Consider the following 25,473-nt stretch of genomic DNA (forward strand, 5'->3'; position numbering starts at 1 on the left):
TCATGCCGGAGTCAGAGTGCTGTTCTGAGTGTCCAGATCTCGGGGAACAGCACCACGTCCAGCATCTTGCGCAGGTAGCTCACGCCGCCGGTGCCACCGGTGCCGCGCTTGAAGCCGATCACGCGCTCCACCGTGGTCACGTGGCGGAAGCGCCAGAGGCGGAACGCATCCTCCAGGTCGGTGAGTTCTTCGCCCAGCTGGTACAGGTCCCAGTGCTGCTTCGGGTTGCGGTAGACCTGCAGCCAGGCCTGCTCGACCGCTTCGCTGGCCTCGTAAGGCTGGGTCCAGTCGCGTTCCAGATGAGAGGCCGGTACCGCGATGCCGCGGCGCGCCAGCAGTCGCAGGCTCTCGTCGTACAGCGAGGGCGCTTCGTAGGCCGCCTGCACCATGGCCGCGCGCTCCGGGTGGTGGGCGTGGGGTTTGAGCATGGCCGCGTTCTTGTTGCCCATCGCGAACTCGATGCAGCGGTACTGGAAGCTCTGGAAGCCGCTGGAGTGGCCGAGGTAGGGCCGGATCGCGCTGTACTCGGGCGGCGTCATGGTGGCCAGCACATCCCAGGCGTGCACCAGCTGTTCCATGATTTTCGAGACGCGCGCCATCTGTTTGAAGGCCGGGTTCAGCTCGTCGGCGGCGATGTTGCGGATCGCGGCGGTCAGCTCGTGCAGCATCAGCTTCATCCAGAGTTCGCTGGTCTGGTGCTGCACGATGAACAGCAGCTCGTCGTGCGCGGGCGAGAGCGGCTTCTGCGCGGTCAGGATCGCATCGAGCTGCAGGTAGTCGCCGTAGCTCATGTCCTGGCTGAAGTCGAGCTGCGCCTTCTCGTCGCGCACGATGGCTTCGGTGGCCGAGGCGGGTGTGCTGTCGCCGGTGTCGTGGTAGGGGCAGGTCATGGTCGCTCCTTCAGGTCACCGCATGTTTCCGGTTGAACTCGGGGCGTTGCCACTCTCCCGATTCGAGCACCTGCTTCAGGTGCTCGACCGCGTTCCACACGTCGACAAAGCCGATGTACAGCGGCGTGAAGCCAAAGCGCAGGATGTCCTTGTGCCGCCCACCGTCGCCGGCGCGGAAGTCGCCGATCACGCCGCGCGCGATCAGGGCCTGCACGATGGCGTAGGCCCCTTCGTCGCGGGTGAGGCAGACCTGCGAACCGCGTTGTGCATGTTCACGCGGCGTCGCCAGGCCCAGGCCGTGGCCGGCGCAGCGCTCTTCCACCAACTGGATGAACAGGTCGGTCAGCGCCAGCGACTTGGCGCGCAGCGCGGCCATGCCGCCCAAGGGCTCGGCGCCCAGCACGGTGTCCACGCCGCACTCCAGCGCGGCGAGGCTGATCATGGGCTGCGTGCCGCACTGGTAGCGCGTGATGCCCGGCGCAGGCTGGTAGTCGGGCGTGAAGGCGAAGGGCGCGGCGTGGCCCCACCAGCCGGCCAGCGGTTGCCAGAAGCGGTCCGCGTGCAGCGGGTTCACCCACACGAAGGCCGGCGAGCCGGGGCCGCCGTTGAGGTATTTGTAGCCGCAGCCCACCGAGAAGTCCGCCTTCGCCTTCTTCAGGTCCACCGGAACCGCGCCCGCGCTGTGCGCCAGGTCCCACACGGTCAGAATGCCTTCGGCGTGTGCCGCCGCGGTCACGGCGGCCATGTCGTGCATGGCGCCGGTGCGGTAGTTCACGTGCGTGAGCATGAGGATGGCGACGTCAGCAGTGAGCGAAGCCGCGATCTCCTCGGGCTCCACCAGCACCAGTTCCATGCCGCGTTCCTTGCACAGGGCCTCGGCAATGTAGAGGTCGGTCGGGAAGTTGCTCCGCTCGCTCACGATGCGCTTGCGCTGCGGCGCATCGGCTGCGGCGATGTTCATGGCCGCGCTCAGCACCTTGAACAGGTTGACCGAGGTGCTGTCGGTGGCCACCACCTCGCCGGGGCCGGCGCCGATCAGGCGCGCGATCTTGTCGCCCACTTTGCCGGGCATCTGGAACCAGCCGTGCTTGTTCCAGCTTTGGATGAGGTCGGTGCCCCATTCCTGCGTCACCACCTGGGCCACGCGGCCGGGCGCGGCACGTGGCATCACGCCCAGCGAGTTGCCGTCGAGGTAGATGGTGTCGACCGGCAGGTTGAACTCGTCGCGCAGGTCGCGCAACGGATCCTGGATGTCCATCTGCAGGCAGTCTTCTTTGGTGGTCATCGGTGTGTCTCCTTCGGATTCACAGTTCACGCAACACCGCGCGCACCGGGCTGGCGTCGGCGGTGGTCAGTTTCAGGGGCAGGGCGATCAGTTCGTAGTCGCCCTCGGGTACGTCGTCCAGCAGCAGGTTCTCCAGCACGCGCAGGCCGCGCCGGCGGATGGTCTGGTGGCTGTCCAGGGTCTTGCTTTCGGCGGGGTCGATGCTGGCGCTGTCAATGCCGATCAGTACCACGCCGCGGTCGGCCAGCAGGGCCACGGTCTCGGGTGCGAAGGCGGGCAGGGCGGTGTCGAAGCGGTCCTGCGGCATGCGTTCATAGACGCGGACCAACACTCTCGCAGGCAGCCCGCTCATAGCGTGCGCCAGATGCTCAGGCCGCACCAGCGGCCCGCAGCCGATGGCGTGGATCACGCGGCAGGGGCCGATGAAGGCCTGCAGGTCCACCGCGCCGATGGCCGCGCCCGCAGGGTCGTAGTGCAGCGGGGCGTCGGCGTGGGCGCCCACGTGTGGACTGAGCGTGATCGCGCTCACATTGACCGGGCAGCCGGGGCCGATGCTGGCCACCCACTGTTGCGCATAGGCGGTGTCGCCCGGGAACACAGGCGAATCGGCGTGCACGGGAGGGGAAATGTCCCAGAGCTTTTTCGAGCGTGGGGGGGTGTTTTTCATGGTTCGGGGAAGGTAGCACCGGCGAAAAAACCGTGGTGTCGGTTATTCCCAACGATCAGGAAATAATTCAGGCCTAAAGCAAATGAGGTGAGGGAGACGAAGAAATTGTTCAGACCTTGATGAAAAGCAAATGAGAAACACTCTTGTTTGAATACATTGAAACCTTCCTTGCTTCAGGAGTCGGGTTTCACCATGTCCACCGCATCGTCCCCCACCTGTGCCGGCGCCTGTCCAGACGCCCGCGACACCGAGCCCCACACGCTCGACGCCTGGCCCCTGCGCACGTCCGCGGTGTTGCAGGGCTTTGCGCCGGTGCCCGACCCCGACATCCGCCGCACCCTGCACCGCCTGGCAGAAATCGGGTTCCTGCCCGGCGAGACGGTCGAGATCGTGGCGCGCGCCGGTGGCCGCGGCGGTCCGATCGCCGTGCGCGTGGGTGGCTCCACCTTCGCGCTGCGGGCCCACGAGGCGGCGCTGCTGCGTGTGCGGGAGGTGGCATGAACGACGCCGTGGCACTGCCCCGCCTGGCGCTGCTGGGCAACCCGAACTGCGGCAAGACCGCGCTGTTCAACCTGCTCACCGGTGCGCGCCAGAAGGTCGCCAACTACGCGGGCGTGACGGTCGAGCGCAAGCAGGGCTGGCTCGAAACCCCGCAGGGCCGGCGCGCCCAGGTGCTGGACCTGCCAGGCACCTACAGCCTGGAGCCCCTGAGCCAGGACGAGTCGGTGACGCGCGACGTGGTCACCGGCCGGCTGCCCGGCGAAGCGCGGCCCGACCTGCTGGTCTGCGTGGTCGACGCCACCCACCTGCGGCTGAACCTGCGCCTGGTGCTCGAAGCGCGGGCCCTGGGCCTGCCGATGGTGCTGGTGCTGAACATGGCCGATGTGGCGCAGGCGCGGGGGCTGCGCATCGACACTGCACGCCTGGCCGAAGAGCTGGGCCTGCCGGTGGTCACGGCCGTGGGTGTGCAGCGCGACGGCGCGCAGGCCCTGTTGCGCCAGCTTGACGAGCTGATGGCAGCCGGTCTGCCACCACCCCAAGCACCCGGCGACCTGGGCGAGGCCACCGATCCCGGGCATCTGAACCTGCGCGTGCGCACGCTGCTGGCCGCGGTGCTGGACGAGCCGCAGCGCCGCTGGACCGCCGACGACCGCATCGACCGCTGGGCGCTGCACCCGGTCTGGGGCTATGCGCTGCTGGCGGGCCTGTTGCTGCTGATGTTCCAGGCGGTGTTCGCATGGGCGGCCTGGCCCATGGACCTGATCGAGGCGGGCATGGGCTGGCTGGGCGAACAGGTCGGCGCGCACATGGCCGAGGGGCCGCTGCGCAGCCTGCTGGTGGACGGCGTGATTGCGGGCGTGGGTGGCGTGCTGGTCTTCCTGCCGCAGATCCTGGTGCTCTTCCTGTTCATCTTCCTGCTCGAAGATTCGGGTTATCTGCCGCGCGCCGCGTTCCTGATGGACCGGCTGATGGGCTCGGTGGGGCTCTCGGGCCGCTCGTTCATCCCGCTGCTGTCCAGCTTCGCCTGCGCGGTGCCCGGCATCATGGCCACGCGCACCATCAGCCACTGGCGCGACCGCTGGCTCACCATCCTGGTGGCGCCGCTGATGACCTGCTCGGCGCGGCTGCCGGTGTACGCGCTGCTCATCGGCGCCTTCGTGCCGCAGCGCAGCGTGGCCGGTGTGTTCAACCTGCAGGGCCTGGTGCTGTTCGGTCTGTATGCCCTGGGCATCGCCAGCGCGATGGCGGTCGCCTTCATCGTCTCGCGCCGTGGCGCCGGCAGCCGGTCGACGCCGCTGCTGATGGAGCTGCCGGCCTACCGCTGGCCCAGCGCGCGCAATATCGCGCGCGGCCTGTGGGAGCGCGCGATGATCTTCATCAAGCGCGTGGGCGGGATCATCCTGGCGCTGATGGTGCTGCTGTGGTTTCTCTCCAGCTATCCGGCGCCGCCCGAGGGCTTCGCGGGTGCGCCGGTCGAGGCCAGCTTCGCCGGCCGCCTGGGCCTGTTCCTGGCGCCGCTGTTCGCGCCGCTGGGCTTCGACTGGCGCATCGTGGTGGCGCTGATCCCGGCCATGGCGGCGCGCGAGGTCGTGGTCGCGGCGCTGGGCACAGTGTACGCGCTGAGCGCTACCGGCGACCAGGTGGCCGACGCCCTCGGTGGCCTGATCGGCAGCCAGTGGTCGCTGGCCACGGCGCTGTCGCTGCTGGTCTGGTTCGTCTACGCGCCGCAGTGCGTGGCCACGCTGGCGGCCATCCGGCGCGAGGCGGGCGGCTGGCGCCACTCGGCCATCGTCACGGTCTATCTGTTCGCCCTGGCCTGGGCGGCCTCCTGGCTCACCTACCGGCTGGTGCTGGCCTGGAGCGGCTCATGAATCTCCAGCTTCTGATCGTGCTGTTGTGCGTGGGGGCCGCGCTGGTGTACCTGCTGCGGCCGTGGTGGCGACGGGTGCGCACCGTGGCGCCGACGCCCAGTGTCGCAAAGGCCGAGGCCCAAACGCCCTCGGCCTGCGGGGCCTGCAAGAGTTGTAGCGGCCGCAGCGGCGGCTGTCACTGAATCGATTCAGGCCAGCGCCGGCAGCCGCGCGACCAGCACCTTGAGCGCACGGTCGGGCGACACGTCGGCAAAGGCCGGCGGGTTCGGCAGGCGTTCTTCGACCACCAGTTCGGGCGCTTCGGCCGCGAGCTGGTTGCGCAGGAACTGTTCGGGGATCTCGGGCGCATTCAGGCAGAGCAGGGCACGGCCGCCGGGCTTGAGCAGGTCGGGCAGGCGGCGCAGCAGACGCGGCCAGTCCTTGGTCGCGACGAAGCTGCCCTTCTGGTAGCTCGGCGGGTCGGCAATCACCAGGTCGTACGGACCCATGCGCGTGACCTTGCCCCAGGAACTGAACAGGTCGTGCGCGAGGAACTTCGCGCCGGCGTGGATGCCGTTGAGCTGGTGGTTCTGCTGTCCCGTGGTCAGTGCGCCCTGCGCCATGTCGAGGTTGATCACCTCCTTCGCGCCGCCCTGCAGCGCGGCCACCGAAAAGGCGCAGGTGTAGGCGAACAGGTTGAGCACCTTGGCGCCGTTCGCGTGGGCGCGCACCCAGCGCCGGCCCTCGGCCATGTCGAGGAACAGGCCGTGGTTCTGGCCGCGCTGCACCTGCACGCGGTAGCGCGCACCGTCTTCGGTCACCACATGCGGATCGGGCACGCCGCCGGTCATCAGCTCGGTGACGGGGCGGCTGACCGGGCCGTCGGGCTGGCGGCGCTGGAACACCCAGTTCAGCGGCTGGTCGGGCGCGATCTGCGCCTGCCGCGCGGCCAGTGCGGCGCCGATGGCCTGCGTTTCCTCGGCTGTCGCTTCGCCGAACTTGGTGAGCACCCACACGGGCGGATACCAGTCCAGCGCCCACTCTTCGCAACCGGGAAACAGCCCGCCGCGACCGTGGAACAGGCGCTGGGCGTCGGGGCCCGGTGTGGCGTGGGCGATGGTGTCGAGCAGGGCTTGCATGGGCTGTTTCAGAGGGGCAGGTCATCGCCCAGGGCGGGCAGGCCGTGGCGGGCGCGGGCCTTGTCGCAGGCGTAGCTGCCTTCGGTCAGTTCTCGGCAGGGGGCAGCGCGTTGCAGATAGATCGAACAGCCCACTGATTGCCCGACCACTCCGGTCAGCGCCACGCAGCGGATCGGCACCTCGCCGGTGCCGCGCATGCGGCAGGTGGCGCCGTTGACCGGCTCGGTGAGTGCCACGGGCACGGTGCCGCCGGCGTCGTCGAGCTCGTACACGGAGAACTGCACGCGGTAGGCCGCGCAGCAGGCGCCGCAGCGCTGGCACTCGGACATGGTGTTCAGTGTGAAGGCAAGGGTTCCAGACCATGCCGGCGCCGGGCCGATGTGCAGGCGTCGCTGCCTTCCTCGAACTCGCGGCACGGGCTGGGCCGCCATTCGTAGATGCCGCAGGTGGCCTTCTGGCCCACGGGGCCGTACAGCGCTGCACAGCGCGGACGGCCGTGGTCGGTGCCGCGCATGCGACTGATGCCATCGGTCACCGGCACCCACAGCCCGTCGGGCACGCTACCGCCTTCGGACTGGGTTTCGTACACCGAGAAGTCCACGCGGAAGCTGGCGCAGCAGGCGCCGCAGCTGGTGCAGGCGCTCACGGACCGTTCAGGCCAGATGGCCCAGCAGCAGGTACTCCATCAGCGCCTTCTGCACGTGCATGCGGTTCTCGGCCTCATCCCAGACCACGCTCTGCGGACCGTCGATGACTTCGGCGGTCACTTCCTCACCGCGGTGGGCGGGCAGGCAGTGCATGAAGAGGGCATCGGGCTGGGCCACGGCCATCATGGCCTCGTCCACACACCACTGCTTGAAGGCGGCGCGACGGATCTCGTTTTCGGCCTCGTAGCCCATGCTGGTCCACACATCCGTGGTCACCAGGTGAGCGCCCCGGCAGGCTTCCTTCGGGTCCTTGAAGACCTTGTAGCAGGTTGGATTCGAGACGCCGGCCAGCTTCGCGTCGACCTCGTAGCCGCTGGGCGTGCTCACGTGCACGGTGAAACCCAGCAGCTCGGCCGCCTGCAGCCAGGTGTTGGCCATGTTGTTGCCGTCGCCCACCCAGGTCACGACCTTGCCGCGGATGGCGTCCAGCGGATCGCCGCTGGCAGCCGGGCGGTACTCGGTCAGGGTGAACAGGTCGGCCAGGATCTGGCAGGGGTGGAACTCGTTGGTCAGGCCGTTGATGACCGGCACGCGCGAGTACTGCGCGAACTTCTCGATCTTGTCCTGGCCGAAGGTGCGGATCATCACGATGTCGACCATGCGGCTGATCACGCGGGCGCTGTCCTCGATGGGTTCTGCGCGGCCGAGCTGGCTGTCGCCGGTGGTCAGGTGCACCACCGAGCCACCCATCTGGTACATGCCGGCCTCGAAGCTCACGCGGGTGCGCGTGCTGGCCTTCTCGAAGATCATGGCCAGGGTGCGGTCCGGGTCGGCGAAGGGCTGGTACTTCTCGACCGCCTTGAACTTGGCCTTGATGAACGCGGCGCGGCGCAGCAGGTAGCCGTATTCCTCGGCGCTGAAATCCTTGAACTGAAGGTAGTGGCGGATGGACATGCGGTGCGCTCCGGGCGGTCAGCCCTGTTCTTTCAGGAAGGTCTCGATGATCGGTAGCAGGCGGGCGACGATCTCGTCGGCCTCGGCGCCGCTGATGATCAGCGGCGGCACCAGTCGGATCACGTTGTCGGCCGTCACCGACAGCAGCAGGCCGGCGTCGGCCGCGCGCTGGGTGATCACGCCGCAGGGCTGCTCCAGCTCGATGCCGATCATCAGGCCCTGACCGCGCACTTCCTTCACGCCCTTCTTGCCCATCAGGGCGGTGACCAGCCGGGTCTGGATGAGGGTGCCCATCTTGGCAGCGTTCTGCAGCAGGCCGTCCTCTTCCATGATGCGGATGGTCTCGATGCCCGCGCGCATGGACAGTGGGTTGCCGCCAAACGTGGTGCCGTGGTTGCCGGGGCCGAAGATGTTCGCGGCCTTGGGGCCGGCGACGACGGCGCCGATCGGCACGCCCGAACCCAGGCCCTTGGCCAGTGGCATCACATCCGGCTTGATGCCGGCCCACTGGTGGGCAAACCACTTGCCGGTGCGGCCCATGCCACACTGCACCTCGTCGATCATCATCAGCCAGTCGTTGGCGTCGCACAGCGCACGCACGCCCTGCAGGTACTCGGCACGCATGGGGTTGATGCCGCCTTCGCCCTGGATGGTCTCGAAGAACACGGCGACCACGTTCGGGTTGCCCTGGGTGGCCTTCTTCAGGGCCTCCAGGTCGTTGGCCGGCACGCGGATGAAGCCCTCGACGAGCGGGCCGAAGCCGGCCTGCACCTTGGGGTTGCCGGTGGCCGACAGGGTGGCGATGGAGCGGCCGTGGAAGGCCTTCTCGTACACCACGATCTGCGGCTTGTCGATGCCCTTGTCATGGCCGAACTTGCGCGCCAGCTTGAGCGCCGCCTCATTCGCTTCCAGTCCGGTGGAGCAGAAGAAGGCATTGGTCAGGCCCGAACGCTCCACCAGCAGCTTGGCCAGCTCTTCCTGGCCGGGCACGTGGTAGTAGTTGCAGCAGTGGATCATGTCCGCTACCTGCTGCTGCAGCGCCTTCACCAATTTGGGATGCCCGTGCCCCAGGGTGTTCACCGCGATCCCGGCCAGCGCGTCCAGGTATTCCTTGCCGTTGACGTCCCAGACTCGGCAGCCCTTGCCGTGCGTCAGCGCGATCGGCAGGCGGCCGTAGGTGTTCATCACATGGGGGGAGGACGGAACAATCGGGGCGGCTTTCATGAGGAAACTCCGGAAGCAGGGGCCATAAAAAGAAGCGGCTCAACGCAGGTTGAGCCGTTGAAAGGCGATTTTAGGGGCAGGCATCGGCATCTTCTTTGCTTGTTCTGCATCACAGAGATGCGGCACAGTACCGTCTGCCGACGCCTGCCGGGTTAACCCTGATCACAAGTCTTATATAAGATAGAATACCGCCATCCGCAACGGCATTCCATTTCATGGTCGACCGCCCCACCACCAAACAAGTGTTCATCCAGGGAATCACCCGGGGTGGGCGTACGTTCCGCCCCAGCGACTGGGCGGAACGGCTGGCGGGTGTGATGAGCCAGTTCGGACCGGGCGGCGCGTCCGGCCGCATCGGCAGCCACATTGCGTACTCGCCCTGGTGCGTCCCCACCGTGATGAACGGCACCAAGGTGGTGATCGTGCACACCGACCTGCGTGATGCCGAGCCCATGGCCTGGGACTTCGTCATGAACTTCGCCAAGGACAACGACCTGCAGGTCGTCGAAGGCTGCCTGCTGCCCGAGCCGCCTTCCAAGGGCTGAAGCCTGCGCTTCTTCGCGGGTATGCTCCCGCTCCGGATTTCTTCCCAACCGAATCAGGAGCGTGTTCCCATGGCAATGGACGTTGTTGACTATTACCTGCACGGCGACGACATGCAGTTCGTCGAGATCGAGCTCGACCCCGGCGAGGCCGCCATCGGCGAGGCGGGCAGCATGATGTACATGGAGGACGGCATCGGCATGACCACCGTCTTCGGTGACGGCTCGGCCGGGTCGGGGGCCGGCGGCCTGTTTGGCAAGCTGCTCGGGGCGGGCAAGCGCCTCATCACCGGCGAGTCGCTGTTCACCACGGTTTACACCAACCAGGGCAGTGGCAAGCGCAAGGTCGGTTTCGCGGCACCCTACACCGGCAAGATCATTCCCTTCGACCTTTCCCAGATTGGTGGCACCCTGATCTGCCAGCGCGACGCCTTCCTGTGTGCCGCCAAGGGCGTGTCGCTGGGCATCGCCTTCCAGCGCAAGCTGGGCACCGGCTTCTTCGGCGGCGAGGGCTTCATCATGCAGAAGCTCGAAGGAGACGGTCTGGCCTTCGTGCACTCGGGCGGCACGGTGCTCAAGCGCGATCTGGCACCGGGCGAGGTGCTGCGCGTGGATACCGGCTGCGTCGTGGCCTACACCACGGGCATCGATTTCGACATCCAGTTCGTGGGCGGCGTGAAAACCGCGCTGTTCGGTGGCGAAGGCCTGTTCTTCGCCACCCTGCGAGGCCCCGGTACGGTCTGGATCCAGTCGCTGCCGTTTGCGCGCCTGGCCTCGCGCATCTTCGCGGCGGCGCCGCGCACACAGGGCGGTGGCGGCTCGGGAGGTGAACAGGGCGGCCTGGCCGCAGGCATTCTGGGCGGCGGCCTGCTCGGCGGGCTCATCGGCGGGGACGACGACTGACGCGTCCAAAGCGCCCAAAGAAAAACCGCCCCGAGGGGCGGTTTTCTTTTTTGCTGGCAGCGCACCGTTTCAAACGGCGGACCGGAGAACCGGTCCGGGCTGGTGCACGGCGCCTGATCAGGCGGCGGCGGTGGCCAGGGCCTTGACCTTGGCGGACAGGCGGCTCTTGTCGCGGGCGGCCTTGTTCTTGTGGAAGATGCCCTTGTCGGCCACGCTGTCCACAACGCCTTGCATCTTGGCGAACAGTTCAGCGGCCTTGGTCTTGTCGCCGGCCAGAACGGCTTTCTCGACGTTCTTGACGGCGGTGCGGTACTTGGAACGCAGTGAGGTGTTGGCAGCGTTCAGTTTGACGTCCTGGCGGGCGCGCTTGCGGCCAGACGCCAGACGGGGGTTCTTTTTCTTCGGCTTGGTTGCCATGTGAATATCCTTTACGTGTTTGGGGATGTTGCCAGCAAAGCCCGCGATTCTACCACGCACCCCCAGGCCGGACCAGTCCGGCCCGCCGGGCGGCGACCGGGTGGTTACACTGCCGCGGTGTCGCTCTTCAAGTCCGCCTCCCTGGTTTCCCTGCTGACCCTGGCCTCGCGCATCACCGGTCTGGTGCGTGAGCTGCTGATGGCGTCCACCTTCGGCGCCAGCGCCCTGACCGACGCCTTCAACGTTGCCTTCCGCATTCCGAACCTGCTGCGCCGGTTGTTTGCCGAAGGGGCCTTCAGCCAGGCCTTCGTGCCGGTGCTCGCCGGTGTGCGTGCCAAGGACGGCGACGACGCCACCCGGGAACTGGTGAACCAGATCGCCACCGTGCTGGTCTGGGCGCTGGTGGCCACCTGTGTGGTGGGTGTGGCGATCTCGCCCGTGCTGGTGTGGGCCATGGCCAGTGGCCTCAAGCAGAGTCCCCAGGGCTTCGAATCGGCGGTGCTCATGACGCGCTGGATGTTCCCCTACATCGGCTTCATGTCACTCGTGGCGCTGTCGGCGGGTGTGCTGAACACCTGGAAGAAGTTCGCCGTGCCGGCGGCTACGCCGGTGCTGCTGAACGTGGCGATGATCGGTGCCGCCTGGCTGGGGGCGCCCTGGTTCCAGTCGATGGGCATCGAGCCGATCTACGCGATGGCGGCTGGCGTGATGCTCGGCGGGGCCCTGCAGCTGGGGGTGCAGATCCCGGCGCTGCTGCGCATCGGCATGCTGCCGCGCGTGGGACTGCGCTGGTCGTCTCTGCGCTCGGCCTGGGCGCACCCGGGCACGCGGCGTGTGACCACCCTGATGCTTCCCGCCCTGCTGGGCGTGAGCGTGGCGCAGATCTCGCTGCTGATCAATACCCAGATCGCTTCCCACCTGGCGACCGGCAGCGTGAGCTGGCTGAGTTACGCCGATCGCCTGATGGAGTTCCCGACCGCCATGCTGGGTGTGGCACTGGGCGTGGTGCTGCTGCCCCAACTGGCCGCCGCCCGCGCGTCCGACGACGGCGAGCGCTACAGCGCGCTGCTGGACTGGGGGCTGCGGCTCGTGGTGCTGCTGGCGGTGCCCTGCGCGGTGGCCTTGCTGACCTTTGCCAAGCCTCTGGTGGCGGTGCTTTACCACTACGGCGCCTTCTCCGAGCGCGACGTGGCCCAGACCACGACCGCGCTCATGGGCTACGGCGCCGGTCTGCTGGGGCTGGTGGCCATCAAGGTGCTGGCGCCGGGTTTCTACGCCCGCCAGGACATCCGCACGCCGGTGAAGATCGCCATCGTGGTGCTGCTGCTGACCCAGGCCATGAACCTGGTCTTCGTGCCCTACCTGGCCCATGCCGGTCTGGCGCTGGCCATCGGCCTGGGCGCGATGGTCAACGCGCTGTGGCTGCTGATCGGGCTGGTGCGGCGCGGCGCTTACCGGCCGGCACCCGGCTGGGCACGGTTTTCGATGCAGGTGCTGGCCGCCAGCGCGCTGCTGGCCGTGTTCCTGATGTGGAGCGCCGGGTCGGTGAACTGGGTGGCGTTCGAGGGTGGCGCGCTGCTGCGGGTCGGGCTGATGGCCGCGATCATCGTGGGGGCGGCGCTGCTGTATTTTGCAGCGCTGATGCTCTCGGGTTTAAAACTTCGGCAATTCGTCCGAAAATGAACTCATCATGTCTTCCGCCTATGAACTCCCCTCGTCGACGCCGCTGGCGTATTTCGCTTCGCTGGTGAAGGACGACGACAGCCTCCCGCTGCTGGAGGCGGCGGCTTCCATCGCCCAGGACGAGTACCCGGACCTGGATGTGCAGGAGGTGCTGGGCGAAGTCGATGTGCTGCTTTCCCGCCTGCGCCGGCGCAGCCCCTCGGATGCCGAGCCCCTGCAGCGACTGCGTGCGCTCAACCAGTTCTTCTTCCGCGATCTGGGCTTTGGTGGCAATGTCAACGACTACCACGATCCCGACAACAGCCACCTCAATGTGTTGCTCAGGACGCGCCGTGGCATCCCGATCTCGCTGGCCGTGCTGTGGCTCGAGCTGGCACAGGGGCTGGGCCTGAAGGCGCGCGGCATCAACTTTCCCGGGCACTTTCTGGTCAAGATCAACCTGCCGGAAGGGCAGGTGGTGATCGATCCGTTCACCGGTCAGTCGCTCAGCCGCGAGGAGCTGTCCGAGCGACTGGAGCCTTACAAGCGGCGCAACGGCCTGGTCGACGACTTCGACGTGCCGGTGGGCCTGTACCTGCAGGCGGCGCCCTCGCGCGACATCATCGCCCGCATGCTGCGCAACCTGAAGGAAATCCACCGCACGCAGGAAGACTGGCTGCGCCTGATCGCGGTGCAGGACCGGCTGCTGATCTTGCTGCCCGACGCCTGGGTCGAGTACCGCGACCGGGGCCTGGCCTGGGCCGAAATGGGCGACGCGGCCCTGGCCGCCCAGGACCTGGAGGTCTACATCGCCCACACCGACGATGCGCTGGACCGCGACGCCATCCAGTCGCGGCTGAACGAGCTGCGTCGCGCCCGGGGCTGAGAGCTCAGCGGGCTGCAGCTCTGTGTGTGGCACCGGGCGTGCCCGGTTGCCCGTGCCGGTGCCAAGCCCGACGCAACTGGGTGTCCGACCCGAACCCCGAGATCTGGGCCGCCTGCGTGACGCTGTGGCCGCTGTGCAGCGCCGCCTGAGCCACCGCGAGCCTGATGCGTTGGAGGTAGGTCAGCGGCGACACCCCCGCGTGCTCTTCGAACAGGCGCGTCAGGTGGCGTGCCGAGGTGTGGCCCCGGTCGGCCATGCGCGGCACGGTCCAGGCCTCCTGCGGCGCCTGGCTTACCGCGTCCTGCACCCGGTGCACCACAGGATGCAGGTGGTCGCGGTGGTGCAGGAAGGGGGAGAGTTCCGGATCTTGCGGGCCCCGCCGCAGGGCGACGACCATGGTCTGCGCCACTTCGGCCGCCAGGGCCGGCCCCAGGCGGGCGGCGATGCGGTGCAGCGTGAGATCGATGCCGGTGGTCACACCGGCACTGCTGAACACCGGTGCGTCTAGCACGAACACCCGGTTGGCCAGCACCTCGCAGTCGGGCGCGGACTGGCGCAGCTCGTCCAGGTGGTGGTGGTGTGTCGTGGCCTTGCGGCGTGCCAGCAGGCCGGCACGGGCTGCCACCACGGCGCCGGCGCAGATGCACATCAGCTCCACCCGGCCCTCGGCCAGCCGCAGGCCGCGCAGCCAGTGCAGCAGCTCGCGCGCGGCGGGGCTGTCCAGCGCGACCTGGTCACCCGGCTGGCCCACCAGCACCACCCACTGCGGGCGCTGGGGCCGGGACAGGTCGGGCAGCGGGACCAGCCCCGACACCCGGGCGCCCACCGAACTGACCGTCTCGGTGCACGGGCCGGTGAAATGCAGCGCAAAAGCCGCCGGCCGGCCTTTGGCCTGCAGCGACTGGTTGGCCATGCGCAGCGCCTCGGCCGGACCCGCCCAATCGAGGATCAGGCTGTCGTCCAGCAGCACGAAATGCACGTCCACCACAGTGGCGGGTGTCAGTCGGGTCGGCTCATCCATCGGTAGTCCATCTGTCGTGCGGTGCGTTCGGCCAGTTCGGGGCAGGTCAGGCGGGCCACGAGGTGCAGCGACAGGTCGATGCCGGCGCTGATGCCCGCCGAGCTGAACACGTGGCCGTCCTCGACCCAGCGCACGCCGTCGGCCACGTCCAGCAACGGCCACTGGCGGCGCAGGTCGTCCAGGTCTTCCCAGTGGGTTGTCACCCGGTGGGTGCTCACCACCCCGGCGGCGGCCAGCACGAACACGCCTGTGCAGACCGAAGCCGTGAGGCTCGCCTGCGCGCTGGTGCGCCGCACCCAGGCCAGCGTGTCCGGGCAGTGAGCGGCGGCGTCGACCAAACCGCCGGGCACGATCAGCAGGTCCACCGGCGTCTCGTCGCTGAAATCCCGGGTCGGCAGCACCTGCAGCCCGGCGCGGGCGCGCACCGGCGCCCGGGTGCGCGCCACACAGTCCACCTGCCAGCCCGCCGCGACCGGTTGGCCGGGCCAGCCCGCGGCCTCCGGGCGGGCCGCCATGCGGGCGGCGGTGGTGAAGACCTCGTAGGGACCGGCCAGGTCCAGCGCCTCGACATCGTCGAAGGCCAGGATGGCGATGCCGAAGGGGCGGGTCACGCCGCTGCCCCGGCGCGTGCCAGCGCCTCGCCCACCGAAGTGAGGGTGCAGAAGCGGCCTTGCAGCACGGTGGCGGTGCGGGCCTTGATCTCGGCCGCGGTCAACTGCGATCCGTCGGGTTGGGTCATGTCGAAGGTCAGTGTGGCGTCCGTCACGTAGTCCACCTCCCAGCCGAGGTCGGAGGCGTGGCGCGTCGTGGTTTCGCAGCACTGCTCGGTGCGGATGCCGCTGACGATCAGTCGGCGGATGCCATTTTCGGTCAGCCAGACGTCCAGCCCGGTGCCGACCAGGGCGCTGTGGCGGTGCTTGACGAAGCTGGCGGCCGGATCAAAAACGGACAGCTCGGCAAGCGGTCGGACATGGCCGCTGGCGTGCGAGAAGGGGTTCTCCGGTGTCTCCGGCCCGTCGCTGTGCAGGATGCGGACGACCGGGATGCCCTGCGCGAGGCAGCCATCGATCAGGGCGTTCTGCTCGGCCATGTAGGCGGGCAGTGCCGAGGCGTCGAAGTAGGGGCGGTGGCGGAAGGATTCCTGTACGTCGATGACCAGCAGGGCGGTGTTCATGGGGCAGCTCCTTTGAAAAGATGGCTGCATTGTTCCTGCCAGGACGCTGCCTGTCCGCCACCGCCACGGACAGGTTTCGATCAGATCAGGACATCAGGCCACGACCACCGAAGCGCCGTCGCCCTTGGGTGCGATGGCGCCGATCTCGTAGACCGTCTCACCCAGTTCGCGCAGGGTGGCGGCGCAGGCTGCGGCTTCGGCCGCGTCGATCACCACCACCATGCCGATGCCGTTGTTGAAGGTGCGGTTCATCTCGATGTCGTCGATGCCGGCCACCTTCTGCAACCAGGCGAACAGTTCGGTCTGCGGCCAGCTGCCCTTCCTGAGGTGGGCGGCCGTGCCTTCGGGCAGCACGCGCGGTATGTTCTCCAGCAGGCCGCCGCCGGTGATGTGGGCCAGGGCCTTCACGGGGTGCTTGGCGAGGGTGGCCAGCACGTTCTTCACGTACAGGCGGGTCGGGGCCATGATGGCTTGCTTGAACGGCTGACCGTCCAGCGTGGCGGGCAGATCGGCGCCGGCGCGCTCGATGCACTTGCGCACCAGCGAGAAGCCGTTGGAGTGCACGCCGTGCGACGCCAGGCCCAGCACCACGTCACCGGGCTTGACGTTCTGGCCAGTGAGGATCTTGGACTTTTCGACTGCGCCGACGCAGAAACCGGCCAGGTCGTATTCACCCGCCGGGTACATGCCGGGCATTTCGGCGGTTTCGCCGCCGATCAGGGCGCAACCGGACAGCTCACAACCCTTGGCGATGCCTCCGACCACGGCCGCAGCCGTTTCCACGTCCAGCTTGCCGCAGGCGAAGTAGTCCAGGAAGAACAGCGGCTCGGCGCCCTGCACCAGCACGTCGTTGACGCTCATGCCCACCAGATCGATGCCCACGGTGTCGTGCAGGTTCCACTCAAAGGCCAGCTTGAGCTTGGTGCCCACGCCGTCGGTGCCGGAGACCAGCACCGGCTCCTGGTAACGCTTGGGCACTTCAAACAGCGCGCCAAAGCCGCCAATGCCGGCCAGCACGCCTTCGCGCATGGTCTTTTTGGCCAGTGGCTTGATGCGCTCGACCAGCGCGTCGCCCGCGTCGATGTCTACGCCGGCGTCTTTGTAGGAAAGGGGGGTGGTGCTGGAGGTCATAAGGGGGGAGGGCGGGGAGAGGGCCAGCGCGGGCCGGGGACTAGAATTTGCGGCTGATTTTAAGGGTTCGCCCTCCGGCCCCCATCCACCCGAGCTTGCACCCATGACCCTATCCCCCGCCCAGATCCGTTCCCTGACCTGGGTTGCCATCGCCGTGGCGATCTGGGCGCTGCTGACGGTGCTGGCGCCGGTCCTGATGCCCTTCGTGCTGGCCGCGGTGATGGCCTACGCACTGCATCCCCTGGTGGAAAAGCTCAACGACCGGCGGATTCCCCGCTGGCTGGGCGCCGGCGTGGCCATTGCCCTGCTCATGCTGGTGCTGCTCGCGGTGGTGCTGCTGATCGTGCCGGTGATCACCAAGCAGGTGCCGCTGCTCAAGGAGCAGGTGCCGGCGCTGCTGGACCGCGTCAACGACAGCCTGGTGCCGCTGGCGGGGCGCTTCGGCATCGACCTGCAGATCGACGTGGCCCAGGTGCGCGAGTGGCTCAAGGAACTGGTGACCGGGCATGAGCAGGAGCTGATCAACGGCCTGCTGTCCTCGCTGCGAATCGGCGGCAGCGCGCTGGCGGCCGTGTTCGGCAACCTGGTGCTCACGCCCATCGTCGCCTATTACCTGCTGCTGGACTGGTCGGGGCTGGTGGAGCGCAGCAAGCGGCTGATTCCGCCGCGCTGGCTGCCCTCGGTGCAGAGCTTCCTGGATGAAACGGACGAGGTGCTGGGCCAGTACCTGCGCGGCCAGCTGCTGGTGATGGGCGTGCTGGCGGTGTTCTACACCGTGGCGCTGGCCCTGGTGGGGCTCAAGCTGGCGCTGCCGATCGGCGTGTTCACCGGGCTGGCCGTGTTCGTGCCCTACCTAGGTTTCGGTCTGGGCCTGGTGATGGGCCTGCTGGCCGCCGTGCTGCAGTTCCAGAGCCTGACCGGCGTGTTACTGGTCGGTGCGGTTTACACGGTGGGCCAGGTGGCCGAGAGCATGTACGTGACGCCGCGCCTGCTGGGTGAGCGCATCGGGCTGCACCCCATCGCGGTGATCTTCGCCCTCATGGCCTTCGGTCACCTGTTCGGCTTTGTCGGGGTGCTGATCGCACTGCCGGCCAGCGCCGTGCTGTTGGTGGGCATCCGCCGAGCCAAGGCCGGCTACCTGACCAGCGACCTGTACCTTCCCGGCTCGAAGGCCGACCCGGCCGCGCCGGCCCAGCCGCAGGACGGCGCAGAATGAAGCCGGTCCAGCCGCCCATGAAACAGATGGCGCTGGACATCGGGCTGGCGCCCGTGCCCACGCTGGACAACTTCGTGGCCGCGGGCAACGAGGCTGTGCTCGAGCACCTGCGGCTGTGGACCTACAACCCCTTGCGTTCGCCGGTGCCCACCTACCTCTGGGGCGAGCCCGGCAGCGGCAAGACCCACCTGCTGCGGGCGGTGCGCGAAACCCTGCGCGACCTGGGCGCCCGCACCGGCTGGATCGGGGCGGGCATCCTGCATCCTCTTGAATTCGACGAGAGCTGGGATGCGGTGATCCTGGACGACTGCCACCTCTACACCGCCGAGCAGCAGGCCTCTGCCTTCAACTGGTTCGTCAACGCCCAGACCCCGGCCCACGGTCCGGCACGCTGGGTGCTTGCTGCGGCCGACCGGCCACCGGCCGACCTGAAACTGCGCGAAGACCTGCGCACGCGACTGGGCTGGGGCCATGTGTTCCAGCTCAAGGCCCTGGGCGAGGCCGAGCGCCGCTCTGTGCTGCGGCGTGCCGCCGACGAGCGCGGCGTGTTCCTGGGCGACGAGGTCATGGACTTCATGCTCAACCGCTTCTCGCGCGACCTCTCCAGCCTGATGATGCTGCTGGACCAGCTCGACGCCTACGCCCTGCGCACGCAGCGCGCCATCACGATTCCGCTGATCAAGTCCATGCTGGACAACGAATGAAGACTTCCCCGAATGAGACTTGCGCTGTTTGACCTGGACCACACCCTGCTGCCCCTGGACTCCGACCACGCCTGGGGCCAGTTCACCGTGGAGCTGGGCTGGCGCGATGCCGAGACCCACACCCGCGCCAACGACGCCTTCTACGAGCAGTACAAGGCCGGCACGCTGGACATCCACGAATACATCCGTTTTTCGGTGGCCCCGCTGGCCGAACACGGGGTGGACAAATCCAACGCCGCGCACCGCCGCTTCATGGACCAGGTGATCCGCCCGGCCATCCGGCCGGTGGCCGTCGAGCTGGTGCGCCGCCACCAGGCGGCGGGTGACCAGGTGGTGATCGTCACCGCCACCAACGAGTTTGTCACCCGCCCCATCGCTGCGGCATTCGGTGTCCCCGAGCTGATCGCCATCGACCTGGAGCGCGACCTTCGGGGCAATCCGACCGGCGCCATCCACGGCACGCCCTCGTTCCGCGAGGGCAAGGTCGTGCGTGTGGAACAATGGCTGGCTTCCCGCGGCCTGTCCTGGGCCGACGTGGAGCACAGCAGCTTCTACAGCGACTCCCTCAACGATCTCCCGCTGCTGGAGAAAGTGACCGAGCCGGTGGCGACCAACCCGGACCCCCGCCTCAGCGCCATCGCCACCGAGCGAGGCTGGCGCATCCTGAACCTATTCGAATGATCAAGAAATTCATCGACAAGCTGCTGGGCAAGGCCACCGGCAAGAGCGCCAAGACCAGCAAGTTCGGCAAGCGCGAAGACGTGCCAGTTTCAGTCCATGGCATCGACCCCAAGCTGGTCGACCAGCGCGCCCTGGACGTGGTGCGCACCCTCAAACAGGCCGGCTTCGAGGCCTACATCGTCGGCGGCGCGGTGCGAGACCTGCTGCTGGGCCTGCGCCCCAAGGACTTCGATGTGGCCACCAGCGCCACGCCCGAGCAGGTCAAGAACCTGTTCCGCCGCGCCTTCATCATCGGCCGGCGTTTCCGCATCGTGCACGTGATCTATGGCCGCGGCCGCGAACACGAGGTGATCGAGGTCTCGACTTTCCGTGCCTACCTCGACAGTGCCGACGCCGAGCAGGTCAGCGGCAACGAGCGCACCAGCAAGGGCGAGCTCTCGGGCATGAAGCACGCGGTGGACGCCAGCGGTCGGGTGCTGCGCGACAACGTGTGGGGTCCGATCGAGCAGGACGCTGCGCGGCGCGACTTCTCGATCAACGCCATGTACTACGACCCCGAGGCGCAGGTGGTGGTCGACTTCCACCATGGCATCCGTGACGCGCAGAAGAAGACGCTGCGCATGATCGGTGACGCCGCCACGCGCTACCGCGAAGACCCGGTGCGCATCATCCGTGCCGTGCGTTTTGCCGCCAAGCTCAACGCCCTGGGCTTCAAGTTCGACGCCAAGACGCGCGAGCCTCTGGTGTCCTCGGTGGACCTGCTGAAAGAGGTTCCGCAGAGCCGCCTGTTCGACGAAATGCTCAAGCTGCTGCAGACCGGTCACGCGCTGGCCAGCGTCGAGGCGCTCAAGGCGCACGGCCTCGCCCGCGGCATCTACCCGCTGCTCGACCTGGTGGTCGAGCGGGCCGAGGACGACTTCGTCAAGCTGGCGCTGCAGGACACCGACCGCCGTGTCGGCGAGGGCAAGCCGGTCGCGCCCAGCTTCCTGCTGGCCTGCGTGCTCTGGGCCGACGTGCGCAAGGGCTGGGAGCGGCGCCTGCAGCCGCGCGGCAACCAGCGCCCGCCCACCCCGTTCGCCGCGCTGCAGGACGCAGTGGACGAGGCCTTCGACGCGCGCATCGGCGACGTGTCCGGCCGCGGCAAGCTGGGCACCGACATGCGCGAGATCTGGATGATGCAACCGCGCTTCGACAAGCGCGTCGGTACCGGCCCGTTCAGCCTGGTCGAGCAGCCGCGCTTCCGCGCCGGTTTCGACTTCCTGCGCCTGCGTGCGCAGACCGGCGAGGTGGACGAAGAACTGGCCCACTGGTGGGAAACCTTCAGCACCGCCGACGACGACCACCGCCAGGACATGGTGGATGCGCAGCGCAAGGCCGGCCAGCCCAAGGGGGCTGGCGGTGGCGGCAAGGCACGCCGCGTGAAGAAGACCGACGCCGACCATCCGGCGTCGGGTGCCAGCGAGCCGGTGCAGGACGATCCGCGTTTCCGGCCCGCGGAGGGCGGTGACGAGCAGGACGAGGGCCCCGCGCGCACCGTGTTCTACGGCAGCGCTTTTGCACCTGACAGCGACCATGCCGACGACACCGCCGCGCCCGGCGAAGGTGGGGCGCCGGCCCGCAAGCGCCGCCGTCGTCGGCGCAAGCCGTCCGGTGGTGGTGAAGGCGCGCCACCCACGCCGTCGGTCGACTGACAAAGACCTCTTGTATCTATGAGCGACACCGGGCGACCCGAGGTCACGGCCTATGTGGCCCTCGGCGCCAACCTCGGCGACGCCGCCCGGACCCTGCGCGATGCGCTGCAGGCGCTGGGCTGCGCGCATGGCATTCGGTTGGTCCAGGCCTCCAGCCTCTACCGCACCGCCCCCATGGATTCCAGCGGCCCCGACTATGTCAACGCAGTGACCGAGGTCGCCACCACGCTCACTGCGCCCGCGCTGCTGCGCACGCTGCAGGCGATTGAAAACGCCGCCGGCCGCGAGCGCCCCTACCGCAACGCCCCACGCACGCTGGACCTGGACCTGCTGCTGTATGGCAGTGCACGCATCGAATCCCACGAACTGACCGTGCCGCATCCGCGCATGTGGGGACGGGCGTTTGTGCTGGTGCCGTTGCACGCGATTGCTCCCGGTCTGGTGACCGGGCAACGCCTCTCAGCCGTTGCCGACCAGGAGATCAAACGACTCTGAGGGGGGCGCTCACGGCGCCAGGCGCTCCCGCAGCCATTCACCTCCGGCCTGCAGCGAATAGCGCAGCCGGTCGTGCAGGCGGCTCTTGCGGCCCTGCCAGAACTGCCAGGTGTCGGGCTTGAGGCGGTAGCCACCCCAGTGCGGCGGGCGGGGCGGTTTGAGCATGAACTGGGCGCCGTACTTCGCGGCGTTGGTCACCAGCACGGTGCGACTGTCGATCACCTCGCTCTGCGGGCTGGCCCAGGCGCCGATGCGACTGTCCAGCGGGCGGCTGTGGAAATACGCGTCGCTCTCTTCGTCGCTCACTTTTTCCACGATGCCTTCGATGCGCACCACGCGCTCGAGCTCGACCCAGTGGAACTGCAGCGCGGCGTACGGGTTGCCGGCCAGCTGCCGGCCCTTCTGGCTGTTGTAGTTGGTGTACCAGACGATGCCGCGCTCGTCGTAGCCCTTGATCAGCACCACCCGCGTGGTGGGCCGCAGGTCGGCGCCCACGGTGGCCAGGGTCATGGCGTTGGGCTCGGGCACTTCACCGCTGATGGCCTCGTTCAGCCATTGGTCGAATTGCTTCAATGGATCGGCGTGCGAGGCGGATTCGCTGAGTTCCGCCTTTTCATAGCTCTTGCGCAGGTCGGCGATGTTCATGGTGTTGTCTTTCCGTTGATCAGGGGAGATCGTCCGCGATGCTGAGCAGCCGAGCCAGTGCACGGTCCTCAATGCCGTGTGCGCGCAGGCCCTGCAGGGTCTGGCGTGCATAGTCCAGCGTGGTGCCGTAGCGGCCGCGCGAGTGCATGAAGATGTCGCGGTACTGGGTGTCGCTCAGCGGTCCGGTGTGGTTGGGGCTGCGGGGCGAGAGGGTGAAGGCCAGGGCGCAGACCGGCCCCTGCGCGGTCCGGCAGAGCAGCCACTTGGGGTCGTAGACCGGGTTGGGCATTTCGCGCGCCCACAGCGCCGGCATGGCCGCCTCGACCTGGTCGTGCGGCAGGCGCAGCGCCATGCCGGTGCAGCTGCCGCCGGGCATCAGCGCGAACACCAGGCCGGGGCGTTCGGGCGTGCCGCGGTTGACGCGGCTGTACATGTTCAGGCAGCGGTGGTAGCCGTGCACCTGGGCCAGGCGCTGCTCGGCGGCTTCGAACTCGGGGCGCCAGACCAGCGAGGCGTAGCCGAACACCCAGAGGTCGGCACCCGGGCCTAGCGAGCGCCACTGCGCCAGGGTGTCCGCCATCATCTGCCGTCCATCGCGTTGCGAGGGTTCCCAGGTGCGCTGGGGGCGGTTGCGGGGCAGGTGAAGCAACGGTCGGGCGCGAGGGGCAGCCATTTACAATCTTTGGGTTTTTGCGCCTGTCGGACTCCTTCAGGGAGGAGCTGCAGGGGGCTGAAGTTCAATCCCTCATTATTCTTCACGGAGTGTTGCCCATGTCTTCCCAGGACGAACAACAGGAATACCGCGTTGCGGCGGTGGTGCTGATCGCAGTGGTGCTGATGGCGGTCGGTCTGGCCATCGGTGTGGCGATCCAGAAGGTGCGCGGCTCGGGCGCGAAGACGGCTCCCGCAGCCGTGGCTGTGGCGGGCGATGCCTCCGCCAGCGGTGACGCAGCCGGCGCATCTGCAGCCGCTACCGCGGCACCCGGTGCAGTGGCTCAGGCCGCGGGCAGCGACGATGCCAGCGTGGTGGTGGAAAACGGCGTGGTGAAGTTCTACTTCGCGTCGGGTAAGTCCGACCTGGCGCCAGGCGCCGCGGAAGCGCTGGCCGATGCCATCACAGCCGGCAAGGCGGGCAGCAAGCTGGTGATCTCCGGTTTCCACGATTCGACCGGCGATCCGGCCATGAACGCCGAGCTGGCCAAGCAGCGTGCCCTCGCGGTGCGCGACGCGCTCAAGGCGGCCGGTGTGGCCGAGTCGGGCATCGAACTCAAGAAGCCCGAGACCGCCACCGGTTCTGGCAACAATGCCGAGGCTCGCCGCGTGGAAGTGGTGATCGCCCAGTAAGCGGCCCATCCGTTGCCGTACAAAAAAGCCCGTGTTTTGCGGGCTTTTTGTGGGCGCGCCGTTTCAGCGCAGGCCCTGGCCGGCGTCCGAGTCGGCGCGTTGGATGAGTTCGATCTTGTAGCTGATTTTGGTGTTTGCTGTCATTTTTATAAGTCTTATAAATCAACAACTTATAGACTATTCGGTGCTTGAGAAGCGCCTCAAAAGCACCTGCAGACGCCACAAAATGGCGGCTATATCTCGATCAGATCATGCAATGATCCATCTCATTGACATGATGGAGATTGTGGCATGGCGAAACCCCGACTCAAGCCATCTGGGAAGTGGGAAATAGGGCTGAGGCACCCATCGCTTCCGAACGGGCGCAAGTACTTCACCTTCGACACCGAGGCCGAAGCCATTGCGTACGGGCAGCAGTGGAAGCTGATGAAGCACGCGGACATCCCGCCACCGGCAGAACTGACTGCCCCCACGTCTCCCGGCAACGGCGTGCGCTTGCTGCGCATTCTTGGTGAGTGGTCGGACAGCGGTTTCGCGGCGCCTTCGCAAATTCTCACGCTCAAGACACTGACGCGCGAGGTGGGTTCGGTGCGGTTCTCGGACGTCAATTACAAATGGCTGACCGGCTATCTCCGTTCCCTGAAGGTGGAGAAGAACCTGTCTCCTTCGTCCATCAAGCACCGCATTCAGGCGCTGAGCCGGGCCATTGACGAGTACCTGCGGCACAACGTGAACGTCAAGATCAGCAACCCCGTGAAGCTGCTGCCCAAGGGCTACTCGACGTATACCGACGTCGATGCCCAGATGGCGAAAGCCAAGGGAGGCAAGGTGAAGGTGAACGTGGCGCGCGACAGGCGCCTGCTGCCAGGGGAGCACGAGAAGATCGTGGCGGTGCTGTCGGGCTATGAGCGGCCGGACCGCTCGCGCGGCCTCGAACTCAAGGGAGGCGATGCGCTGTTGACCTTGTACCTGCTGATCCTGAACACGGGACTGCGGCTCAGGGAGGCGTACACACTGACCAGGGGCCAGATTGACATGCAGAACAAGGTGATCCATGCCAAGGAGACTAAGCAGTGGCGTGGGAAGATTTCTTATCGGGATGTCCCGATGCGTCCCGAAGTGCATCAGGCGCTCTCCTCGTACTTTGCATCGCGGCCGCCGTTTGAACCCGACGCGAACCTCTTCCCGTTCCTCCACGAGGAAGGGGTCGAGGAAGGGAAAAAGGGCTTGGTGCGTACCAGTCAACGGCTGTCATTCCGTTTCAGGATCGCTTTCGAGTACATGGACATCGTTGGCCTCCATGAACACGACCTGAGACACGAAGCGACGTGCCGGTGGCTGGAGCTGAAAGACAAAGACGGGCGCGACTTGTTCCGTCTGGAAGAACTGAACAGGATCATGGGATGGAAGCCGGGCTCGGTGATGGCCCAACGCTACGCCAGCTTCAGGGGCGTGGACCTTGCGCAAAGGCTTTGGCCGGCACCGGCAGCGGTGGAGGCGTCTGCCGCCGCGGCCTAAGCGGGATGTCCAGGCGCGGGACCGACTTTCTTGCGTTGAGGTCCTGGCGCCGCTCTTCCGCCTCTTTCCGGGCGCGGTCGGCAATGTAGGCCAGCAGGTCGGCCTTCACGTAGATCCAGCCGCGGCCGAATTTCATCCCCGGTAGCTCGCCGGTTCGGGTCAGTTCCTCGATACGTTGCTCGGTGCAGTGCAGGAGTTCGGCGCACTGTTCGGCGTTGATCGTTTCGTCGGTCATGTGGCACCGCCTTGCTGATGGTGCTCGCGGCGCTCGGGCGGATCGAACACC

At 67.5% G+C, this 25,473-nt stretch carries 30 protein-coding genes; 14 read left to right on the forward strand and 16 right to left on the reverse strand.

Features of this window, described 5'->3' with window-relative positions:
* Positions 1–11: 11 nt before the first annotated feature.
* The 3 genes from kynA to kynB are packed head-to-tail and all read right to left on the reverse strand — an operon-like array spanning position 12 to position 2,842.
* Positions 12–890 carry a tryptophan 2,3-dioxygenase gene (gene kynA, locus ACFOPI_RS04605; RefSeq protein WP_382171435.1) on the reverse strand — a complete coding sequence of 293 codons (879 nt, stop codon included), beginning with the start codon at positions 888–890 and terminating at the stop codon, positions 12–14.
* Between the two features lie 10 nt (positions 891–900).
* Complete coding sequence (gene kynU / locus ACFOPI_RS04610) at positions 901–2,175, reverse strand: kynureninase (protein ID WP_382171438.1); 1,275 nt, start codon at positions 2,173–2,175, stop codon at positions 901–903.
* A gap of 19 nt (positions 2,176–2,194) precedes the next feature.
* Positions 2,195–2,842: an arylformamidase gene (gene kynB / locus ACFOPI_RS04615; RefSeq protein ID WP_382171440.1), complete on the reverse strand. Its 648-nt coding sequence runs from the start codon at positions 2,840–2,842 to the stop codon at positions 2,195–2,197.
* 192 nt (positions 2,843–3,034) lie between these two features.
* Here kynB and ACFOPI_RS04620 point away from each other — a divergent pair, with 192 nt between their 5' ends.
* From ACFOPI_RS04620 to ACFOPI_RS04630, 3 genes are read left to right on the forward strand one after another with little or no spacing between them, the layout of a single operon-like run.
* On the forward strand, positions 3,035–3,343 hold the full coding sequence (locus ACFOPI_RS04620; protein WP_382171441.1) for a FeoA family protein: 309 nt from the start codon (positions 3,035–3,037) through the stop codon (positions 3,341–3,343).
* Positions 3,340–5,214 (forward strand): ferrous iron transport protein B, encoded by a 1,875-nt coding sequence (gene feoB, locus ACFOPI_RS04625; RefSeq protein WP_382171443.1) that lies wholly within the window; start codon positions 3,340–3,342, stop codon positions 5,212–5,214. The genes ACFOPI_RS04620 and feoB overlap by 4 nt, the downstream gene beginning before the upstream one ends.
* Entirely contained in the window at positions 5,211–5,396 is a 186-nt protein-coding gene (locus ACFOPI_RS04630; RefSeq protein WP_382171445.1) for a hypothetical protein, read from the forward strand. The genes feoB and ACFOPI_RS04630 overlap by 4 nt, the downstream gene beginning before the upstream one ends.
* Positions 5,397–5,402: 6 nt before the next feature.
* Here ACFOPI_RS04630 and ACFOPI_RS04635 read toward each other — a convergent pair whose 3' ends face one another.
* The 5 genes from ACFOPI_RS04635 to ACFOPI_RS04655 are packed head-to-tail and all read right to left on the reverse strand — an operon-like array spanning position 5,403 to position 9,157.
* Complete coding sequence (locus ACFOPI_RS04635) at positions 5,403–6,332, reverse strand: class I SAM-dependent methyltransferase (RefSeq protein ID WP_382171448.1); 930 nt, start codon at positions 6,330–6,332, stop codon at positions 5,403–5,405.
* 8 nt (positions 6,333–6,340) lie between these two features.
* Positions 6,341–6,661, reverse strand: a complete 321-nt coding sequence (locus ACFOPI_RS04640) for a YkgJ family cysteine cluster protein (RefSeq protein WP_382171450.1) — start codon at positions 6,659–6,661, stop codon at positions 6,341–6,343.
* A gap of 5 nt (positions 6,662–6,666) precedes the next feature.
* Complete coding sequence (locus ACFOPI_RS04645; protein WP_382171452.1) at positions 6,667–6,978, reverse strand: YkgJ family cysteine cluster protein; 312 nt, start codon at positions 6,976–6,978, stop codon at positions 6,667–6,669.
* Between the two features lie 7 nt (positions 6,979–6,985).
* Complete coding sequence (gene argF, locus ACFOPI_RS04650; RefSeq protein WP_382171455.1) at positions 6,986–7,933, reverse strand: ornithine carbamoyltransferase; 948 nt, start codon at positions 7,931–7,933, stop codon at positions 6,986–6,988.
* Between the two features lie 18 nt (positions 7,934–7,951).
* Positions 7,952–9,157, reverse strand: a complete 1,206-nt coding sequence (locus tag ACFOPI_RS04655) for an aspartate aminotransferase family protein (protein ID WP_382171457.1) — start codon at positions 9,155–9,157, stop codon at positions 7,952–7,954.
* Between the two features lie 215 nt (positions 9,158–9,372).
* On the opposite strand from ACFOPI_RS04655, the gene ACFOPI_RS04660 reads away from it, so the two are divergent.
* Together ACFOPI_RS04660 and ACFOPI_RS04665 are read left to right on the forward strand one after the other, a co-directional pair.
* On the forward strand, positions 9,373–9,702 hold the full coding sequence (locus ACFOPI_RS04660; RefSeq protein ID WP_382171459.1) for a DUF3579 domain-containing protein: 330 nt from the start codon (positions 9,373–9,375) through the stop codon (positions 9,700–9,702).
* 69 nt (positions 9,703–9,771) lie between these two features.
* Positions 9,772–10,602 carry a TIGR00266 family protein gene (locus ACFOPI_RS04665; RefSeq protein WP_382171462.1) on the forward strand — a complete coding sequence of 277 codons (831 nt, stop codon included), beginning with the start codon at positions 9,772–9,774 and terminating at the stop codon, positions 10,600–10,602.
* Positions 10,603–10,719: 117 nt separating this feature from the next.
* Here ACFOPI_RS04665 and rpsT read toward each other — a convergent pair whose 3' ends face one another.
* Positions 10,720–11,019: a 30S ribosomal protein S20 gene (gene rpsT / locus ACFOPI_RS04670; RefSeq protein WP_382171464.1), complete on the reverse strand. Its 300-nt coding sequence runs from the start codon at positions 11,017–11,019 to the stop codon at positions 10,720–10,722.
* Positions 11,020–11,136: 117 nt separating this feature from the next.
* Here rpsT and murJ point away from each other — a divergent pair, with 117 nt between their 5' ends.
* Both murJ and ACFOPI_RS04680 read left to right on the forward strand, forming a co-directional pair.
* Positions 11,137–12,702 (forward strand): murein biosynthesis integral membrane protein MurJ, encoded by a 1,566-nt coding sequence (gene murJ / locus ACFOPI_RS04675; RefSeq protein ID WP_382171467.1) that lies wholly within the window; start codon positions 11,137–11,139, stop codon positions 12,700–12,702.
* Between the two features lie 7 nt (positions 12,703–12,709).
* Entirely contained in the window at positions 12,710–13,567 is an 858-nt protein-coding gene (locus tag ACFOPI_RS04680) for a SirB1 family protein (RefSeq protein ID WP_382171469.1), read from the forward strand.
* 4 nt (positions 13,568–13,571) lie between these two features.
* Here the strand turns inward: ACFOPI_RS04680 and ACFOPI_RS04685 are convergent, their stop codons facing one another.
* The 4 genes from ACFOPI_RS04685 to purM all read right to left on the reverse strand — a co-directional run bounded on the left by ACFOPI_RS04685 (position 13,572) and on the right by purM (position 16,893).
* A complete protein-coding gene (locus tag ACFOPI_RS04685; protein ID WP_382171471.1) occupies positions 13,572–14,588 on the reverse strand; it encodes a GlxA family transcriptional regulator in 1,017 nt (338 codons plus the stop codon).
* Positions 14,567–15,199: a DJ-1/PfpI family protein gene (locus tag ACFOPI_RS04690; protein WP_382171474.1), complete on the reverse strand. Its 633-nt coding sequence runs from the start codon at positions 15,197–15,199 to the stop codon at positions 14,567–14,569. Before ACFOPI_RS04690 ends, ACFOPI_RS04685 begins: the two co-directional genes overlap by 22 nt.
* Positions 15,196–15,762, reverse strand: coding sequence for a cysteine hydrolase family protein (locus tag ACFOPI_RS04695; protein WP_382171476.1), 567 nt, complete (start codon positions 15,760–15,762; stop codon positions 15,196–15,198). Before ACFOPI_RS04695 ends, ACFOPI_RS04690 begins: the two co-directional genes overlap by 4 nt.
* A gap of 93 nt (positions 15,763–15,855) precedes the next feature.
* Positions 15,856–16,893 (reverse strand): phosphoribosylformylglycinamidine cyclo-ligase, encoded by a 1,038-nt coding sequence (gene purM, locus ACFOPI_RS04700; RefSeq protein ID WP_382171478.1) that lies wholly within the window; start codon positions 16,891–16,893, stop codon positions 15,856–15,858.
* Between the two features lie 103 nt (positions 16,894–16,996).
* Here purM and ACFOPI_RS04705 point away from each other — a divergent pair, with 103 nt between their 5' ends.
* From ACFOPI_RS04705 to folK, 5 genes are read left to right on the forward strand one after another with little or no spacing between them, the layout of a single operon-like run.
* Positions 16,997–18,109 (forward strand): AI-2E family transporter, encoded by a 1,113-nt coding sequence (locus tag ACFOPI_RS04705; protein ID WP_382171481.1) that lies wholly within the window; start codon positions 16,997–16,999, stop codon positions 18,107–18,109.
* A 17-nt stretch (positions 18,110–18,126) separates the two neighbouring features.
* Entirely contained in the window at positions 18,127–18,813 is a 687-nt protein-coding gene (gene hda / locus ACFOPI_RS04710) for a DnaA regulatory inactivator Hda (protein ID WP_382173055.1), read from the forward strand.
* A 12-nt stretch (positions 18,814–18,825) separates the two neighbouring features.
* Positions 18,826–19,494: a histidinol-phosphatase gene (locus ACFOPI_RS04715; protein WP_382171484.1), complete on the forward strand. Its 669-nt coding sequence runs from the start codon at positions 18,826–18,828 to the stop codon at positions 19,492–19,494.
* Positions 19,491–21,185 (forward strand): polynucleotide adenylyltransferase PcnB, encoded by a 1,695-nt coding sequence (pcnB, locus tag ACFOPI_RS04720; protein ID WP_382171487.1) that lies wholly within the window; start codon positions 19,491–19,493, stop codon positions 21,183–21,185. Before ACFOPI_RS04715 ends, pcnB begins: the two co-directional genes overlap by 4 nt.
* Before the next feature lie 18 nt (positions 21,186–21,203).
* Entirely contained in the window at positions 21,204–21,680 is a 477-nt protein-coding gene (folK, locus tag ACFOPI_RS04725) for a 2-amino-4-hydroxy-6-hydroxymethyldihydropteridine diphosphokinase (RefSeq protein ID WP_382171489.1), read from the forward strand.
* Positions 21,681–21,689: 9 nt separating this feature from the next.
* Here folK and pdxH read toward each other — a convergent pair whose 3' ends face one another.
* The gene (gene pdxH, locus ACFOPI_RS04730) at positions 21,690–22,325 is read right to left on the reverse strand and encodes a pyridoxamine 5'-phosphate oxidase (RefSeq protein ID WP_382171491.1); all 636 of its coding nucleotides are present in this window, start codon (positions 22,323–22,325) and stop codon (positions 21,690–21,692) included.
* A gap of 19 nt (positions 22,326–22,344) precedes the next feature.
* Positions 22,345–22,998: a gamma-glutamylcyclotransferase gene (locus ACFOPI_RS04735; RefSeq protein WP_382171494.1), complete on the reverse strand. Its 654-nt coding sequence runs from the start codon at positions 22,996–22,998 to the stop codon at positions 22,345–22,347.
* A gap of 98 nt (positions 22,999–23,096) precedes the next feature.
* On the opposite strand from ACFOPI_RS04735, the gene ACFOPI_RS04740 reads away from it, so the two are divergent.
* Together ACFOPI_RS04740 and ACFOPI_RS04745 are read left to right on the forward strand one after the other, a co-directional pair.
* Positions 23,097–23,669: an OmpA family protein gene (locus tag ACFOPI_RS04740; RefSeq protein WP_382171497.1), complete on the forward strand. Its 573-nt coding sequence runs from the start codon at positions 23,097–23,099 to the stop codon at positions 23,667–23,669.
* 291 nt (positions 23,670–23,960) lie between these two features.
* A complete protein-coding gene (locus tag ACFOPI_RS04745; protein WP_382171499.1) occupies positions 23,961–25,187 on the forward strand; it encodes a tyrosine-type recombinase/integrase in 1,227 nt (408 codons plus the stop codon).
* Here ACFOPI_RS04745 and ACFOPI_RS04750 read toward each other — a convergent pair.
* Positions 25,114–25,422: a helix-turn-helix domain-containing protein gene (locus ACFOPI_RS04750; protein ID WP_382171501.1), complete on the reverse strand. Its 309-nt coding sequence runs from the start codon at positions 25,420–25,422 to the stop codon at positions 25,114–25,116. The two genes, ACFOPI_RS04745 and ACFOPI_RS04750, sit on opposite strands and share 74 nt — an antisense overlap.
* Between the last annotated feature and the right edge of the window lie 51 nt (positions 25,423–25,473).

This window comes from Hydrogenophaga luteola (assembly GCF_042648585.1).
GTDB lineage: Bacteria > Pseudomonadota > Gammaproteobacteria > Burkholderiales > Burkholderiaceae_C > Hydrogenophaga > Hydrogenophaga luteola.

Excerpts from the sequence above, each read along its gene's own strand:
- kynA (WP_382171435.1), bottom strand. The coding sequence starts at position 890 with ATGACCTGCCCCTACCACGACACCGGCGACAGCACACCCGCCTCGGCC.
- kynU (WP_382171438.1), bottom strand. The coding sequence starts at position 2,175 with ATGACCACCAAAGAAGACTGCCTGCAGATGGACATCCAGGATCCGTTG.
- kynB (WP_382171440.1), bottom strand. The coding sequence starts at position 2,842 with ATGAAAAACACCCCCCCACGCTCGAAAAAGCTCTGGGACATTTCCCCT.
- ACFOPI_RS04620 (WP_382171441.1), top strand. The coding sequence starts at position 3,035 with ATGTCCACCGCATCGTCCCCCACCTGTGCCGGCGCCTGTCCAGACGCC.
- feoB (WP_382171443.1), top strand. The coding sequence starts at position 3,340 with ATGAACGACGCCGTGGCACTGCCCCGCCTGGCGCTGCTGGGCAACCCG.
- ACFOPI_RS04630 (WP_382171445.1), top strand. The coding sequence starts at position 5,211 with ATGAATCTCCAGCTTCTGATCGTGCTGTTGTGCGTGGGGGCCGCGCTG.
- ACFOPI_RS04635 (WP_382171448.1), bottom strand. The coding sequence starts at position 6,332 with ATGCAAGCCCTGCTCGACACCATCGCCCACGCCACACCGGGCCCCGAC.
- ACFOPI_RS04640 (WP_382171450.1), bottom strand. The coding sequence starts at position 6,661 with ATGTCCGAGTGCCAGCGCTGCGGCGCCTGCTGCGCGGCCTACCGCGTG.
- argF (WP_382171455.1), bottom strand. The coding sequence starts at position 7,933 with ATGTCCATCCGCCACTACCTTCAGTTCAAGGATTTCAGCGCCGAGGAA.
- ACFOPI_RS04655 (WP_382171457.1), bottom strand. The coding sequence starts at position 9,157 with ATGAAAGCCGCCCCGATTGTTCCGTCCTCCCCCCATGTGATGAACACC.
- ACFOPI_RS04660 (WP_382171459.1), top strand. The coding sequence starts at position 9,373 with ATGGTCGACCGCCCCACCACCAAACAAGTGTTCATCCAGGGAATCACC.
- ACFOPI_RS04665 (WP_382171462.1), top strand. The coding sequence starts at position 9,772 with ATGGCAATGGACGTTGTTGACTATTACCTGCACGGCGACGACATGCAG.
- rpsT (WP_382171464.1), bottom strand. The coding sequence starts at position 11,019 with ATGGCAACCAAGCCGAAGAAAAAGAACCCCCGTCTGGCGTCTGGCCGC.
- ACFOPI_RS04680 (WP_382171469.1), top strand. The coding sequence starts at position 12,710 with ATGTCTTCCGCCTATGAACTCCCCTCGTCGACGCCGCTGGCGTATTTC.
- ACFOPI_RS04685 (WP_382171471.1), bottom strand. The coding sequence starts at position 14,588 with ATGGATGAGCCGACCCGACTGACACCCGCCACTGTGGTGGACGTGCAT.
- ACFOPI_RS04695 (WP_382171476.1), bottom strand. The coding sequence starts at position 15,762 with ATGAACACCGCCCTGCTGGTCATCGACGTACAGGAATCCTTCCGCCAC.
- purM (WP_382171478.1), bottom strand. The coding sequence starts at position 16,893 with ATGACCTCCAGCACCACCCCCCTTTCCTACAAAGACGCCGGCGTAGAC.
- ACFOPI_RS04705 (WP_382171481.1), top strand. The coding sequence starts at position 16,997 with ATGACCCTATCCCCCGCCCAGATCCGTTCCCTGACCTGGGTTGCCATC.
- hda (WP_382173055.1), top strand. The coding sequence starts at position 18,127 with ATGAAACAGATGGCGCTGGACATCGGGCTGGCGCCCGTGCCCACGCTG.
- ACFOPI_RS04715 (WP_382171484.1), top strand. The coding sequence starts at position 18,826 with ATGAGACTTGCGCTGTTTGACCTGGACCACACCCTGCTGCCCCTGGAC.
- pcnB (WP_382171487.1), top strand. The coding sequence starts at position 19,491 with ATGATCAAGAAATTCATCGACAAGCTGCTGGGCAAGGCCACCGGCAAG.
- folK (WP_382171489.1), top strand. The coding sequence starts at position 21,204 with ATGAGCGACACCGGGCGACCCGAGGTCACGGCCTATGTGGCCCTCGGC.
- pdxH (WP_382171491.1), bottom strand. The coding sequence starts at position 22,325 with ATGAACATCGCCGACCTGCGCAAGAGCTATGAAAAGGCGGAACTCAGC.
- ACFOPI_RS04735 (WP_382171494.1), bottom strand. The coding sequence starts at position 22,998 with ATGGCTGCCCCTCGCGCCCGACCGTTGCTTCACCTGCCCCGCAACCGC.
- ACFOPI_RS04740 (WP_382171497.1), top strand. The coding sequence starts at position 23,097 with ATGTCTTCCCAGGACGAACAACAGGAATACCGCGTTGCGGCGGTGGTG.
- ACFOPI_RS04745 (WP_382171499.1), top strand. The coding sequence starts at position 23,961 with ATGGCGAAACCCCGACTCAAGCCATCTGGGAAGTGGGAAATAGGGCTG.
- ACFOPI_RS04750 (WP_382171501.1), bottom strand. The coding sequence starts at position 25,422 with ATGACCGACGAAACGATCAACGCCGAACAGTGCGCCGAACTCCTGCAC.